Origin of the sequence: Agrobacterium tumefaciens, from assembly GCF_013337285.1 — a bacterium.
Taxonomy (GTDB): Bacteria; Pseudomonadota; Alphaproteobacteria; order Rhizobiales; family Rhizobiaceae; genus Agrobacterium; species Agrobacterium burrii.
This window is the reverse complement of the sequence record NZ_SUPW01000001.1, coordinates 162,092-175,557: the sequence shown is the minus strand read 5'-3', so window position 1 is coordinate 175,557 and position 13,466 is coordinate 162,092. Positions and strand designations below refer to the sequence as shown.

At 59.5% G+C, this 13,466-nt stretch carries 11 protein-coding genes; 5 read left to right on the top strand and 6 right to left on the bottom strand.

Annotated elements, in window-relative coordinates; genetic code table 11:
• Window positions 1–57 precede the first annotated feature (57 nt).
• Window positions 58–1,035, top strand: a complete 978-nt coding sequence (gene znuA, locus FCH38_RS00845; RefSeq protein ID WP_174372565.1) for a zinc ABC transporter substrate-binding protein ZnuA — start codon at window positions 58–60, stop codon at window positions 1,033–1,035.
• Between the two features lie 21 nt (window positions 1,036–1,056).
• Here the strand turns inward: znuA and FCH38_RS00840 are convergent, their stop codons facing one another.
• Window positions 1,057–2,109, bottom strand: coding sequence for a LacI family transcriptional regulator (locus FCH38_RS00840; protein WP_153513732.1), 1,053 nt, complete (start codon window positions 2,107–2,109; stop codon window positions 1,057–1,059).
• 488 nt (window positions 2,110–2,597) lie between these two features.
• Here FCH38_RS00840 and FCH38_RS00835 point away from each other — a divergent pair, with 488 nt between their 5' ends.
• The 3 genes from FCH38_RS00835 to FCH38_RS00825 all read left to right on the top strand — a co-directional run bounded on the left by FCH38_RS00835 (window position 2,598) and on the right by FCH38_RS00825 (window position 6,748).
• Window positions 2,598–5,096: a beta-mannosidase gene (locus FCH38_RS00835; RefSeq protein ID WP_174372564.1), complete on the top strand. Its 2,499-nt coding sequence runs from the start codon at window positions 2,598–2,600 to the stop codon at window positions 5,094–5,096.
• A 103-nt stretch (window positions 5,097–5,199) separates the two neighbouring features.
• A complete protein-coding gene (gene mgrA / locus FCH38_RS00830) occupies window positions 5,200–6,231 on the top strand; it encodes an L-glyceraldehyde 3-phosphate reductase (protein ID WP_174372563.1) in 1,032 nt (343 codons plus the stop codon).
• A 190-nt stretch (window positions 6,232–6,421) separates the two neighbouring features.
• Window positions 6,422–6,748: an RcnB family protein gene (locus tag FCH38_RS00825; protein ID WP_174372562.1), complete on the top strand. Its 327-nt coding sequence runs from the start codon at window positions 6,422–6,424 to the stop codon at window positions 6,746–6,748.
• A gap of 69 nt (window positions 6,749–6,817) precedes the next feature.
• Here the strand turns inward: FCH38_RS00825 and gndA are convergent, their stop codons facing one another.
• The 5 genes from gndA to ccoG all read right to left on the bottom strand — a co-directional run bounded on the left by gndA (window position 6,818) and on the right by ccoG (window position 12,933).
• Window positions 6,818–8,248, bottom strand: a complete 1,431-nt coding sequence (gndA, locus tag FCH38_RS00820) for an NADP-dependent phosphogluconate dehydrogenase (RefSeq protein WP_174372561.1) — start codon at window positions 8,246–8,248, stop codon at window positions 6,818–6,820.
• A gap of 164 nt (window positions 8,249–8,412) precedes the next feature.
• Window positions 8,413–8,571, bottom strand: coding sequence for a cbb3-type cytochrome oxidase assembly protein CcoS (gene ccoS, locus FCH38_RS00815; protein ID WP_149897586.1), 159 nt, complete (start codon window positions 8,569–8,571; stop codon window positions 8,413–8,415).
• Window positions 8,568–10,856 carry a cation-translocating P-type ATPase gene (locus FCH38_RS00810; protein ID WP_174372560.1) on the bottom strand — a complete coding sequence of 763 codons (2,289 nt, stop codon included), beginning with the start codon at window positions 10,854–10,856 and terminating at the stop codon, window positions 8,568–8,570. Before FCH38_RS00810 ends, ccoS begins: the two co-directional genes overlap by 4 nt.
• Window positions 10,853–11,353 carry a FixH family protein gene (locus FCH38_RS00805; RefSeq protein WP_153513736.1) on the bottom strand — a complete coding sequence of 167 codons (501 nt, stop codon included), beginning with the start codon at window positions 11,351–11,353 and terminating at the stop codon, window positions 10,853–10,855. The genes FCH38_RS00810 and FCH38_RS00805 overlap by 4 nt, the downstream gene beginning before the upstream one ends.
• On the bottom strand, window positions 11,350–12,933 hold the full coding sequence (gene ccoG, locus FCH38_RS00800) for a cytochrome c oxidase accessory protein CcoG (protein ID WP_174372559.1): 1,584 nt from the start codon (window positions 12,931–12,933) through the stop codon (window positions 11,350–11,352). The genes FCH38_RS00805 and ccoG overlap by 4 nt, the downstream gene beginning before the upstream one ends.
• Window positions 12,934–13,052: 119 nt before the next feature.
• On the opposite strand from ccoG, the gene FCH38_RS00795 reads away from it, so the two are divergent.
• Complete coding sequence (locus FCH38_RS00795; RefSeq protein WP_174372558.1) at window positions 13,053–13,457, top strand: SRPBCC family protein; 405 nt, start codon at window positions 13,053–13,055, stop codon at window positions 13,455–13,457.
• Window positions 13,458–13,466 lie beyond the last annotated feature (9 nt).

Sequence of the window (13,466 nt, the reverse complement as noted above, 5' to 3'; positions counted from 1 at the left end):
AGAGTTACGCAATAAATGTAATAACATAACTATACTTCTTCAAGTGGAGTGCATTTCATGAAATCGATCCTGATCCCGCTCATGGCGTCGGGGGCAATAACGGCCGCCGCCTCCGGTGCTACGGCTGCGCCGGATGTCGTGGTCTCGATCAAGCCCGTCCACTCCCTCGTCGCGGCCATCATGCGCGGCGTGGGTGAACCGCAGCTTATCGTCGAAGGTGCTGCCTCGCCGCATACCTATAATCTGCGGCCCTCCAATGCTCGCAGGCTGGAAAAGGCCGATCTGGTGTTCTGGGTCGGGCCGGGGTTGGAAGCTTTCCTGGAAAAGCCGCTGGAGGCACTGGCCAGCAAGGCGGCGGTGGTGGAGCTGGAAGATGCCAAGGGTCTGGAAAAGCTGCCTTTCCGTGAAGGCGGCCCCTTCGAGGCACACGACCATGGCGAAGAAGGCCACGAGGACCATGCGGATGGCGAGGCGGCCCACGACCATGGCCATGACCACGGCGACCACGACCATGAGCACGGCGCCTATGATACTCATCTCTGGCTCGATCCGGCCAACGCCAAGGCGATGGCCCAGACGATCGAAACCGCGCTGATTGCGGCCGATGCCGGCAATGCCGCAACCTATCAGGCAAACACCAAAAAGCTGATCGACGATCTGGATGCACTCGACACGGAACTGGCTGAAACGGTCAAGCCAATCAAGGACAAGCCGTTCATCGTCTTTCACGATGCCTATCAGTATTTCGAGCATCGTTATGGCGTGAAGACGGCGGGGTCGATCACCGTCAGCCCCGAGACCCTGCCCGGCGCAGATCGCGTCAAACAGATGCAGGAGAAGGTTCGTCAACTGGGCGCAACCTGCGTTTTCGCCGAACCGCAATTCGAGCCGAAACTGATCTCGGTCATCACTGAAGGCACGGCGGCGAAGTCTGCGACGCTCGATCCGGAAGCGGCAACGCTGGAGCCCGGTCCAGACCTCTATTTCAAGCTGATGCGCGGCATTGCCGGCTCGCTGAAGGATTGCCTGTCCTGATCCGGAACGGCGCCGGGCTCCTTACGGCTTCGGCGCCATGGAAGACCAGACCGGCTCGCTGACGCTCTGCAGGGTTTCCGGCGGTGCGCCGTTGATGCGTGCCAGAAGGGCTTTCGCAAGCTCCCTGCCCGCCAGCTTGATATCCTCGTTGACGGTATGGATTTGCGGCTTGATCCAGTTCAGGAACTCGGCCGACTGTTTCGAGACGATATCGATATCCTCACCGATCTTGACACCCGCCGCTTCAAAGCCCGCCACCAGCGCGATGGTGCTGCTGCCGCTGATCGACACGATACCATCGGGGCGATCATCCGATTGCATCAGCCTCTCGCCGAAATCACGGATTTTTTCGAGCGGCGTCTCGATTGTGACGACATCGATGGGGAATTCGGCAAGGCCGAAATCCCTGATCCCCCGATTGAACCCCTTGCGCGCGTGATCGTGGTAGGAAAATCGCGATGGCGGCATGATCACGGCAATCCTTTTGCGCCCGCATTGCGCCAGCCGCTCGACTGCCTCGTAGGCATAAGCCTCATTGTCGAAATCGTGAAAGGCATGTTCGATGCCCATATCCGAACGCCCATGGGTGACGAAGGGCATGTTGCGCTCCGTCATGAAACGCACGCGCGGATCGTTCGGCTCGATTTTCGAAATAATGACCCCATCCGCCGAGCCGGTCTCGAGAATATAGCGGATCGGCACCATGGAATCCTTGGCGTGGATATGCGGCGTGACGACGAGATGATATTGCGTGCTGGAGAGGACCTCGGTGATGCCGAACACCATCTGGCTGGTGAAACCCATCAGCTCTTCATCGACACTCAGCACCAGCGCAATGACATTGGTCTTGCCGGTACGAAGCCGCACGCCAGCGCGGTTCGGCTGGTAGCCGATTTGCCGGGCGATCAGCCGCACGCGCTCCTTGGTCTCGGCGCCGATATCGGGCGCATCCTTCAATGCACGCGACACGGTGGTGATGCCAAGACCCGTCATATAGGCGATGGTCTTCAAGGTCGGGCGCTCGCCCGTCGTCGCGGGGATGTCGCCTCCGCCGGATTTACCAGTATCGTTCATGTCATTTCGCCACGCTTTACCGAACGATAATCATAGATAGCTTTTGTGCTGTTGCAAAGGCAAACGTCCCTTCGCACAGTTCGGTCTCATCCGATCATGCCTCGATTCAGCTATAACGATGCAGGTGCAGAAAATATTTCCGCCCATGAGACCGCTCCCGCGGCCATGAAACCCATGTTTCTTCAACATACCAAACTTAATTATTTAAATTAAAAAACAAATATAATTAATTGATATATAAATCAAAAATATCGAATTATAAAAACAAGACCACTTCCTCACCGTGTAGCGTTGATGACGAACGCTTTTAACCTCGCAAGTCGGCAATCAAAGGCATGACGGCACGTTTGTTTTACGGTAACGTTGCCGGAGGGAGGAAATTGTGAAGCGGAGCGAACCGGCAAAAGCCGTTTTGCCGGCATCCAGTTCCCCCAGATTCTGACACAAGCCTGCTCCATAATGCCGGTCTGTCTTCTTCGAATTCATATATGCAGGGTCCGAACATGATCTCTTCCTCCACGCCCGAAACCACCATCGATCTGGCCGGGCTCTGGCGCCTCACATCGGTGGACGGAGATCATGCCACCGAGCTTTCCGTTCCAGGCGATATTCATACCGCGCTCAAAAACGCCGGCATCATTCCCGACCCCTATCACGGCGCCAATGAAAACGCGGTGCAATGGGTGGCGCAGCGGGACTGGATCATTGAGCGCACATTCATCCTCGATGAGGCCGATGCCAGCTGGTATCTCGATATCGATTATCTCGACACCGTCGCGATCATCTTCGTCAACGATATCCCGGTCCTGAGCGCCGACAATTGTTTCCGCCGTTACCGCCCCGATATTTCGCGCGCCGTGCGGCCAGGCGAGAACACCATCCGCATCCATTTCCATTCCAACATCGTGGCCGGCGCAGAGCGACAGGCGCGGCAGCCCTTTTATATTCCCTATCACCCGGGCAATTCGCCGATCGCCAATGGCAACATGCTGCGCAAGCCGCAATGCCATTTCGGCTGGGACTGGAACATCGCCATTGCGCCGCTCGGCCTTTACGGCAAAATCCTGCTGAAGCGCCTCGATACGGCCCGCATCGAGCATGTCGTCACCTCGCAGCACCATGTCGAAGGCGGCGTCGAGCTGCATGTGGCCGTCACGCTGTTTGCCGAAGGCCCGGCAAGCCTGCCGGTCTACCTTTCCCTCAATGATGAAAGGCTGCGGCTCGATTGCGGTGTTGGCGCAGGCGAGACGGTGGTGCGCCACGTCTTCTTCGTGGAGAACCCCGCGCTATGGTGGCCAGCGGGCAGCGGCGAACAGACGCTCTATACGCTCGCGGTAGAATTGCCCGACGAAACCGTCACCCGTCAGATCGGCTTCAGGACCATCGAACTGCTGACGGACAAGGATGAGGCCGGCAGCCGCTTCGCCTTCCGCATCAATGGCCGGGAAATCTTCTGCCGCGGCGCCAACTGGATTCCATCAGATGCGCTTTATTCGCTGACCAGCCGGGAAAAGACCGAAGACCTCCTCTGCTCCGCCGTCGAGGCCAACATGAACATGATCCGCGTCTGGGGCGGCGGATTTTATGAGGAAGACTGGTTCTACGATCTCTGCGACCGCCTTGGCCTGCTGGTCTGGCAGGATTTCATGTTCGCCTGCAATCTTTATCCCTGCAGCGAAGACTTTCTGGACAATGTCGAACACGAGGTCGATTATCAGGTGAAACGCCTGTCCTCGCATGCCTCCATCGCGCTCTGGTGCGGCGATAATGAGCTGGTGGGGGCGCTGACCTGGTTCGATGAATCCCGCAACAATCGCGACCGTTATCTCGTCGCCTACGACCGCCTGAACCGCACGATCGAAAGAGCCCTGAAAAAAGCCGCCCCCGAAGCGCTCTGGTGGCCCTCGAGCCCTGCATCGGGTTATCTCGATTATGGCGATGCCTGGCACGCGGATGGCTCCGGCGACATGCATTACTGGTCCGTCTGGCACGAGAACAAGTCGTTCGACAATTACCGGTCGGTCAAACCGCGTTTCTGCTCCGAATTCGGTTTCCAGTCCTATACATCCATGCCCGTCATCCGCACCTATGCCGAAGACAAAGACATGAACATCGCTTCCCCGGTCATCGAGCTGCACCAGAAGAATGTCGGCGGCAATGAACGGATCGCCGGCACCATGTTCCGTTATTTCCGCTTCCCCAGGGATTTCGAGAACTTCGTCTATCTGAGCCAGGTCCAGCAGGCGCTGGCCATCCGCACGGCTGTCGACTACTGGCGCTCGCTAAAGCCCCATTGCATGGGCACGCTTTATTGGCAGCTCAACGATACCTGGCCGGTCGCCTCATGGTCGAGCCTCGATTATGGCGGCGGCTGGAAGGCGCTGCATTACGCTGCTCGCCGCTTTTTCCAGCCGGTCACGGTCTCGGCCATTCCCTCCAGGGATGGACGACAGGTGAGCTTTTCCATGGTCAACGACACGGCGGAAGACGTCGAGATCGACATGAACATCGTCGCGCTGACCATGGACGGCAACCGCGTGCCGCTGAAATCCGCCAACGGCACATGCGCGACGGATAAGGCCGCGACGCTGACTGAAATCGACATGGACAGCCTGCCGGATGGCGCCATCCTCGCATGGAGCTTCATTGCCTCCAACGGCATGACCGGCGAAGGCCATCATGTTCGCGACACCTACAAGGCGCTGGAGCTTCAGCCCGCCGGGTTGGAACTTTCCGTTGGCCCGTTGAAAAACGGCCAGTTTGAAATCGATGTCGCCGCTGCCGGTCTCGCCCTCTTCGTCATGCTGGAGGCAGACCAGCCGGGAAGGTACTCCGACAACCTCTTCGATCTTTCCGCCGGCGAAACGCGTCGCATCATCTTCACACCGAAGGCGGACGGCCCCCAGCCGCATTTCCGCATCTTCGATCTTCATACCTGCCAATCATCGCCCAATCCCGGCATTGAAACCATGCGGCGAAAGGCATAACCATCCCTCTCGGGAATTACAGGTGCGCCCGCGCCTGTCTTCATCGGTTCAAAGGGTTGCCGGGTTCTCCGGCAGCCAGTCATCAGCAAGTGGAGGAAGACCCATGGTTTGGCAACCGGCCGAAAACCGATACGCATCCATGAAATACAATCATTGCGGCAAGACCGGCCTGAAACTGCCGGCGATTTCGCTGGGGCTCTGGCACAATTTCGGCAACGACACGCCGCACCAGACGAAACAGGCCATCTGCCGCCGTGCCTTCGATCTCGGCATCACCCATTTCGATCTCGCCAATAATTACGGCCCGCCGCCCGGCAGCGCCGAAACCGCCTTCGGTGAAATCCTGAGGACCGATTTTGCCGGCTATCGCGACGAGATGATCATCTCCTCCAAGGCCGGTTACAACATGTGGCCCGGCCCCTATGGCGAATGGGGCAGCCGCAAATATCTGATCTCCTCCTGCGACCAGAGCCTGAAGCGCATGGGGCTGGACTACGTCGATATTTTCTATTCCCACCGTTTCGACCCCAACACACCGCTTGAGGAAACCTGCGGCGCGCTGGACCAGATCGTACGCTCGGGCAAGGCGCTTTATGTCGGCATTTCCTCCTATAATTCGAAGCGCACCCGTGAGGCCGCCGCCATCCTCAAGGACCTCGGCACGCCCTGCATCATCCATCAGCCGAGCTATTCGATGATCAACCGCTGGATCGAGGAAGACGGTCTCGTCGATACGCTGGAAGAGCTGGGAATCGGCTCCATCGTCTTCTCGCCGCTGGCGCAGGGCATGCTGACGACGAAATATCTGGGCGGCGTGCCGGATGGCAGCCGCGCATCGCAGAGCAAGTCGCTGAACCCGGCCTTCCTCAACGAACGCAATGTCGAAAACATCCGCGCGCTCAACAGCATTGCCGAACGCCGCGGCCAGACGCTGGCGCAGATGGCGATTGCCTGGGTTCTGCGCGGCGGCCGCATCACCTCGGCGCTGATCGGCGCAAGCCGTGTCGAACAGGTCGAGGATTGCGTGAAGGCGCTCGACAATGCCGAGTTCTCCACCGAGGAGCTGGCGGAAATCGATCGTTACGCCAGGGATGCGGATATCAACCTCTGGGCAAAATCCGCCGAACGGGTCTGATACGGAAACGGCCGCCCGGTTCCCCCGGGCGGCCTGCACGCTCCGAAAATCGGGCCAAAAAACTCAAAATAAAAGATTAACTCACGCTCCTAACCATTAACAACCATTACATAAATGTAATTTTAAATTCAGTTTCCGTTCATTCGTTTATTCGTAAGTTCTCCTCATCGAAACCCGAGAGGAAACTTCCATGAAAAAGTTCGTCACCATTCTTCTGGCAGCCACCGTTCTTGCAGCTCCGATGGCTCAGGCCCAAAGCCGCCACGACGATCGCCACCGCGGCGTCACCGTCGAGCGTCAGATCACCACCAAGAAAGTCATCGTCAAGAAGCACCGCTGGGATCGCGGCCAGCGCCTCTCGGCCCGTGAGCCCCGTCAAATGGTGGATCGCCGTGATTATCGCCGTTACCGTCTTGCCGAGCCGCGCCGTGACCAGCGCTGGGTACGCGTCGACAACCAGTTCCTGCTTATCAACGCTGTGAGCGGCCTCATCGTCGGCCTCGCCGCCGCCCGCTGATCCAAGGCACCGGATGGAATAAAAAAGGCCCGCTTGCGCGGGCCTTTTGTCGTTTATCGTCTCAGCCGATCAGAAACTGTCGGCGCCGCTACCCCATGGGCCGTGCGGCTTGTCGACACCATCGGTGCGTTCAAAACCATGCGCGCCGAAGAAGTCGCGCTGCGCCTGAATGAGGTTGGCGCTGCCGCGGCCACGGCGATAGGCATCGAAATAACCGAGTGCCGAAGCCAGCGCCGAAACCGGCAGGCCCGACAGGACCGCGTAGGAAACCACGCGGCGCAGCGGTGCGTCGGTATCCTTGACGATGCCGGAGAAGGCAGGCGTCACGATGAGGTTGGCCACATGCGGGTCCTTCGTGAAGGCCGAGGTGATCTCATCGAGGAATTCCGAGCGGATGATGCAACCGGCGCGCCAGATGCGGGCGATGGTCGGCATCGGCAGGTTCCAGTTGAACTCCTTGGAAGCCGCCGACATGATAGCGAAGCCCTGCGCATAAGCGCCGACCTTGGCGGCCAGCAGCGCGCTTTCCAGATCGGCGATGAAGGCCTTTTTGTCAGCCGGTGTCGCTGCGAGGGTCGGCAGGCCGAAGATCTTTTCGGCAGCTTCACGCTCGTCCTTCTGCGAGGACAGGATGCGCGCAGCAACGGCAGCCTCGATCGCGGTTGCGGCAACGCCCATGTTCTGCGCCTCGATGACCGACCACTTGCCAGTACCCTTCTGGCCGGCCTTGTCGAGGATCAGATCGACCATCGGCTTGCCGGTGATCGGATCGGCGGCGCGCAGAACCTTCTCGGTGATTTCGATCAGGTAGGAATTGAGGCGGCCCTTGTTCCATTCGGCGAACACATCGGCGATCTCGGCAGCGCTCATGCCAAGGCCATCACGCAGGATGCCGTAGATTTCGGCGATCATCTGCATGTCGGCATATTCGATGCCGTTATGGATGGTCTTGACGAAGTGGCCGGCGCCGTCATTGCCGAGCCATGCCACGCACGGATCGTCATTATACTTGGCGGAAATGGAGGTCAGCACCTTCTCGACGCGCTTCCAGCTATCCTCGGTGCCGCCGACCATGATCGACGGTCCGTGACGCGCACCTTCTTCACCGCCGGAAACGCCCATGCCAATAAAGGTCAGGCCGCTATCCTTCAGATTGTCAAAACGGCGGATCGTATCGCGGAAATTGGCATTACCGGCGTCGATCATGATGTCGCCATTGGCGAGATGGGGTTTCAGGATTTCCATCTGCTGGTCGACCGGATCGCCGGCCTTGATCATGATGATGATCGGGCGCGGAGGACGAATGGCGGCGACGAATTCCTCGATGGTTTCGCAGGGAATGATCTGGCCCTGCAGTTCGCCCGCATCGGCGTAGAATTTTCGTGTAACTTCCGGGGTTCGGTTGAATACGGCAATCTTGTTGCCCTTTTCCGCGATGTTCAACGCCAGGTTCGAGCCCATGACGCCGAGACCGATCAAACCGATTTCTGCCTGTTCCACGGATGTGCCTCCATCTTGCTTTTAGGTGGTCGTGTTGTGGCACTGTAATAGGCAAACGGCAAGGCTAGGGGCGACTGAAACGATTAAATTTTGATGACGCAAGTCAGCTTTGCATATTTGCGACAGGTCGAGGCCGGTCCAGGGCTGACATTTGCGCTTCCCATTTAAGAAGGCCGGGGATGATCGTCGCCGTCATCTATCGCCCGCCAGGCCGCCCCGTCCATATCGTCATATTGGCCTGAACGAACCGACCAGAGAAAGGCGAAAAGCCCGAGCGCGCCGAGGAACAATGCGACCGGAATGAGATAGATCAGCATGTTCATGCCAGTTGCGCCCCCTCGCCCGCAAATCCTGCCTTCGCTTCATTTTGAGGACGGACAGTGTCAGCCGCACTGGCAAGACGCAAGGCATTGGCGACGACGATCAGCGACGATGTCGACATGGCGATGGCCGCGATCATCGGCGTGGCATAGCCGGCAATCGCGATCGGCACGGCAACGAGATTATAGCCTATGGCGAGGGCAAAGTTCTGCCGGATAAGCTTTCCGGCCCGCCGCGATGTCTCAATCGCAAAGGGCACGGCATCAAGATCCTCCTGCATGAACACAAAATCGGCAGCCTGCCGGCCAATATCGGCGGCGGTGGCGGGCGCCATGGAAACATGCGCGGCGGCAAGCGCCGGCGCGTCGTTGATGCCGTCTCCCACCATCAGCACCCTCCGACCCTCAGCAGCCAGCTCGGCGCAGCGCGCCGCCTTGTCCTTCGGCGACAGGTCCGCACGCCAGTTGCCGATCCCCAGCCGCTGCGCCATGGCGCTGACGGCAGCAGCCCGGTCACCAGAGACGATTTCCTGCACAAGGCCCCGCACTGAGAGATGACGCAAAGCCGCAACCGCACCCGCGCGCGGATTATCCTCGAAGCCGAAGCTCGCCAGATGCCGACCATCAAGTGACAGCACCACTTCCGACCGCGCATCGCCATTGTCGATCCCCACCTCATCGGGGCACGCGAAACGGCGATTGCCGAGCCGGTAGGTTCCGGCTTCTGTCTCCGCCTCAACACCCGACCCCGGTATTTCCCGTACCACTTCATAGGCCGGCAAGGCACCATTATAGGCGGCATGCAAGGCTTTCGAGAGAGGATGGCGCGAATGGGCAGCGAGCCCAGCCGCAATCGCCATGGTGGCGGGTTTCACATCTGTCTCGACCAGTCTCGGCTTGCCAACGGTCAGCGTGCCTGTCTTGTCGAACAGCACAGTATCAATTTCGGCCAGTCGTTCCATGGCCGAGCCTTCCTTGACCATGATGCCGTGCCGGAAGAGCCTTCCAGCCGCCACTACCTGCACGACGGGAACGGCAAGGCCGAGCGCACAGGGGCAGGTGATGATCAGCACCGCAATGGCGATCAGCATCGCCTGTTTCCAGTCGCCGCCGAAAATGCCCCAGCCAAGAAATGTCACCAGCGCAAGAAGATGCACGACGGGTGAATAATAGCTTGCGGCCCGGTCGGCGATACGGCGGTAACGCGCCCGCCCGCCTTCGGCCGCCTCCATCAATCCGATCACTTCCGACAGAAAGGAATCCTTGGCCGAGGCGGTCACACGTGCGGTGAGCGAACCGGTGAGGTTGAGCGTACCGGCCTGCAAGCTGTCGCCTGCCGTAACGCGGCGCGGCGCGCTTTCACCATTGACGATGGACATGTCGAGATCGCTGCTGCCACTTATGACCATAGCATCCACCGCCACCCGATCGCCTGGCGCAATCGCAATCGACATACCGGGCTGCACGTCACCGAGTTGGCGATACTCACGCGTTCCGTTCTCACCGATGACGGTCGCTCCGCGCGGTGAAAGTCGCGCAAGCCCGGCAATGGCAGAGCGCGCCTTGTCGCGCATGATGTGATCCAGTGTGCGGCCGATCAGCAGGAAAAACAGCAGCGACACGGTCGCATCGAACCAGACGTGTTCGCCATGGTGTATGGTTTCCCACAACGACACGGCATAGGAGAGCGTGATGGCAAGCGCGATCGGCACATCCATATTGGTGCGGCCGTGCTTCAGCGCATTCCAGGCCGATTGATAAAAGAAACGGCCGCCATAAATCAGCGCCGGCGCGGCGATCATCGCCGAAATCCAGTGGAACATGTCACGCGTCGCCGCATCGGCCCCGGACCAGACGGACACTGACAGCAGCATGATATTGGCGGATGCAAATCCGCACAGCGCCACCGCCCTTATCAGCTGCGAGCGCAACGCGTCCGAGGCATCCTGTCCGCTGGCGAAAAGATGTGTGCGGTATCCCGTCGACAGGATTGTACGGGCAATGTCGGCGGGATCGGTCCTGACACCATTGATCTCTTCCTTCCAGACAACCGCCACACGTTTGGACGACAGGTTCACCCGCGCCCGCTCCACTTGGCGGAGACGGGCGAGCGCTGTCTCGATGGTTGTGATGCAGGCGCCGCAATAAACATCCGGCACGCTGAGATCGGTCTGGCGCAACCCCTGCCCAAGATCGCGGCTCGCCAGCATCAGTTCCTCTGACGACGGCGGATTGACCGTCTCGCCGAGTTGCAGCGAACCCTCCGTTCCCGGTGCGCAGCAGCTCATAAACGCCCCCTGATAACGGCGATCCGCGTGCCCTCATGCACGATGATCCGGCCGTCCCTGATGGCCGTGACCTCGACGATCCACTGGCCCGGCAGCATGTCATGCGCGGCCGTAAACACACCGGTGGAAACCGGCTTCAGCTCCATGTCGAAATTCTGATGTTCGCCAACCGGCCGGCGGAAATGCATCGTCACAGTATCGGTCTCGACGGGGCCGCTCTCAGCATGAAACACCTCGTAACGCACGCTCTTTTCATCTACCACGAGCCTACCCTTGATGCCGGTTGCAGCCCGTGCCTTGGCGGCCTCGGCCTTGGCATTGAACTGCTGGCTGGCCACATAGGTGTTGGGCACGACAAGCCCGCTCCAGCTGGTAACCGCGTTCCAGGCCATGATCATGTTGACGGTGATGATGGTGCCGAAGAACAGCACCATGACACCGAGCATGTGCCAGCCGGTGAAAACAAAGCCGGATGCTTGGCGATTATTCACTGTCATTTTTTCACTCCCGGAGCATTAAAGACCGCATCGTAACGGGCCGTCTCGTGGCCGGCCGTATCGCTGACGATGAATTCGAAATTTTCCGCTGCCCGCGCGACGTCCTCGCCCGGCAGGGTGACGAACACCTTCAGCGTCGTCGCCTCGTCCGGCTCCACCGTCACCTCAAAGGCGCGCGCCGCCGTATCCGCCATGCCGTTTATCTTCATCACCGCATTCGGAAGGCCTTCTATCGTCAGGCTCATGGTGCGCGGCTGCGGCACCATGTTGAGGATGCGGACGGTATAGCCGTTGCGGATCGAACCATTCGATTCCAGCACATATTGCGGATTGCGGTCATGCAGGACATTCAGCGCCAGCCGCTCGCGCGTCACCAGCGCTACCAGCAGGCCAATGCCGACGGCGGCCCAGATTACCGTGTAAAGCAGCGTGCGCGGCCGGAAGACGATGCGCCAGTCGAAGTGGCGGATGCTCCTCTTGAAGCTGCCGTCCTCCTCGCGCACATTGGCTGGGCGGATGGAGTGCTCACCGTTGCCGGTCGCCAGCGCCATGTTGGACTGATATTCGGAGAGCGTCGCATAGGCGATCAGCCCGCGCGGCTTGCCGATCTTGTCCATCACCCCGTCACAGGCATCGATGCAGAGCGCACAGGTGATACATTCCAGCTGCTGCCCGTCCCTGATGTCGATGCCCATGGGACAGACCGCGACGCAGGCGTTGCAATCGACGCAATCGCCAATGCTCTCCCCGGCTGCGACGGCCTTTTTGGCATGCCGCGAACGCGGCTCGCCGCGCCAGTCATTATAGGTGACAACAAGCGAATTCTCATCCAGCATCGCCGCCTGAATGCGCGGCCAGGGACACATATAGGTGCACACCTGTTCCCGCATCAGCCCGCCAAAGACATAGGTGGTGGCGGTGAGCGTGGCGACGGTCGAGTAGGCGATCATCGGCGCCTGCCCGGTCATGAACTGCATTGCCAGCGTCGGCGCATCGGCAAAGTAGAAAATCCAGGCGCCGCCGGTCAGGACGCCGATCACCAGCCAGATCGCATGTTTCAGCACGCGCTTGCGCAATTTGCCGAATGTAAAGGGCGCTGCATCCAGTTTCATCCGGGCGTTCCTGTCGCCCTCGATTGCCCGTTCGACGACCAGAAACAAATCGACCCAGACGGTCTGCGGACAGGTATAACCGCACCATGCGCGCCCGATGGCTGATGTGACTAGAAACAGCCCCAGCCCCGCCATGACAAGCAGCCCGGCAACAAAGAAGAACTCCTGCGGCCAGATTTCGATGAAGAAGAAATAAAAGCGCCGGTTGGCGATATCGATCAGCACCGCCTGATCGGGCGCATAGGGACCCCGGTCCCAGCGCTGGAACGGCGTCAGATAATAGATGCCGAGCGTGACCAGCATCACCAGCCATTTGAACCGCCGGAACCGGCCTTCGGCGCGCTTGGGAAAAATCTTCTTGCGCGCTTCGTAGAGCGGTTTGCGCGTTTTTGCCGAATTGACGGCTTCCGCCTCCAGCCTTTCGACGGGCTGTTGCGGGCGATCCTGTCCGGCGCGATAGATGTTCATGATAGGAGTCCATTTTTATCTCCTTGCTTTCTCCCACCTCACCGGCAAAACATCCTTGACTTACATCAAGTGACGACAAAGTGGCGCAGGGAGGGACCGCGCCGCAGAGGGAGGACGAGATGCCTGTCATGCAATCGAGAATCATTCATCTGTCGGTCGAAAAACCATGGAGCCATGCCTATGATTTCGCCGCCGATCCGCAGAACATGCCGCTCTGGGCCGCTGGTCTTGCCGGCGGCCTGAAACCAGACGGTGAAGACTGGATCGCGCAGGGCGGACCGCTCGGTGAGGTGCGCGTCAATTTCGCACCCGCCAATGAATTCGGCGTCATAGACCATGTCGTCACATTGCCTGACGGCGTGAAGGTCTATAACGCCTTGCGGGTGACCCCGAACGGCGGCGGCTCGGAAGTCAGCTTCACGCTGCTTCGCCTTCAGGGCATGACGGATGAGGAGTTCGAACAGGACGCGCGCGCGATCACGGCCGATCTCGAAACGCTGAAGTCTCTGCTCGAAGCGGATTGATGGAGTAAA

Coding starts and splice junctions, on each gene's coding strand:
- FCH38_RS00825 (WP_174372562.1), top strand. CDS start 6,422: ATGAAAAAGTTCGTCACCATTCTTCTGGCAGCCACCGTTCTTGCAGCT.
- FCH38_RS00805 (WP_153513736.1), bottom strand. CDS start 11,353: ATGACAGTGAATAATCGCCAAGCATCCGGCTTTGTTTTCACCGGCTGG.
- ccoG (WP_174372559.1), bottom strand. CDS start 12,933: ATGAACATCTATCGCGCCGGACAGGATCGCCCGCAACAGCCCGTCGAA.
- FCH38_RS00840 (WP_153513732.1), bottom strand. CDS start 2,109: ATGAACGATACTGGTAAATCCGGCGGAGGCGACATCCCCGCGACGACG.
- mgrA (WP_174372563.1), top strand. CDS start 5,200: ATGGTTTGGCAACCGGCCGAAAACCGATACGCATCCATGAAATACAAT.
- FCH38_RS00810 (WP_174372560.1), bottom strand. CDS start 10,856: ATGAGCTGCTGCGCACCGGGAACGGAGGGTTCGCTGCAACTCGGCGAG.
- FCH38_RS00835 (WP_174372564.1), top strand. CDS start 2,598: ATGCAGGGTCCGAACATGATCTCTTCCTCCACGCCCGAAACCACCATC.
- FCH38_RS00795 (WP_174372558.1), top strand. CDS start 13,053: ATGCCTGTCATGCAATCGAGAATCATTCATCTGTCGGTCGAAAAACCA.
- znuA (WP_174372565.1), top strand. CDS start 58: ATGAAATCGATCCTGATCCCGCTCATGGCGTCGGGGGCAATAACGGCC.
- ccoS (WP_149897586.1), bottom strand. CDS start 8,571: ATGAACATGCTGATCTATCTCATTCCGGTCGCATTGTTCCTCGGCGCG.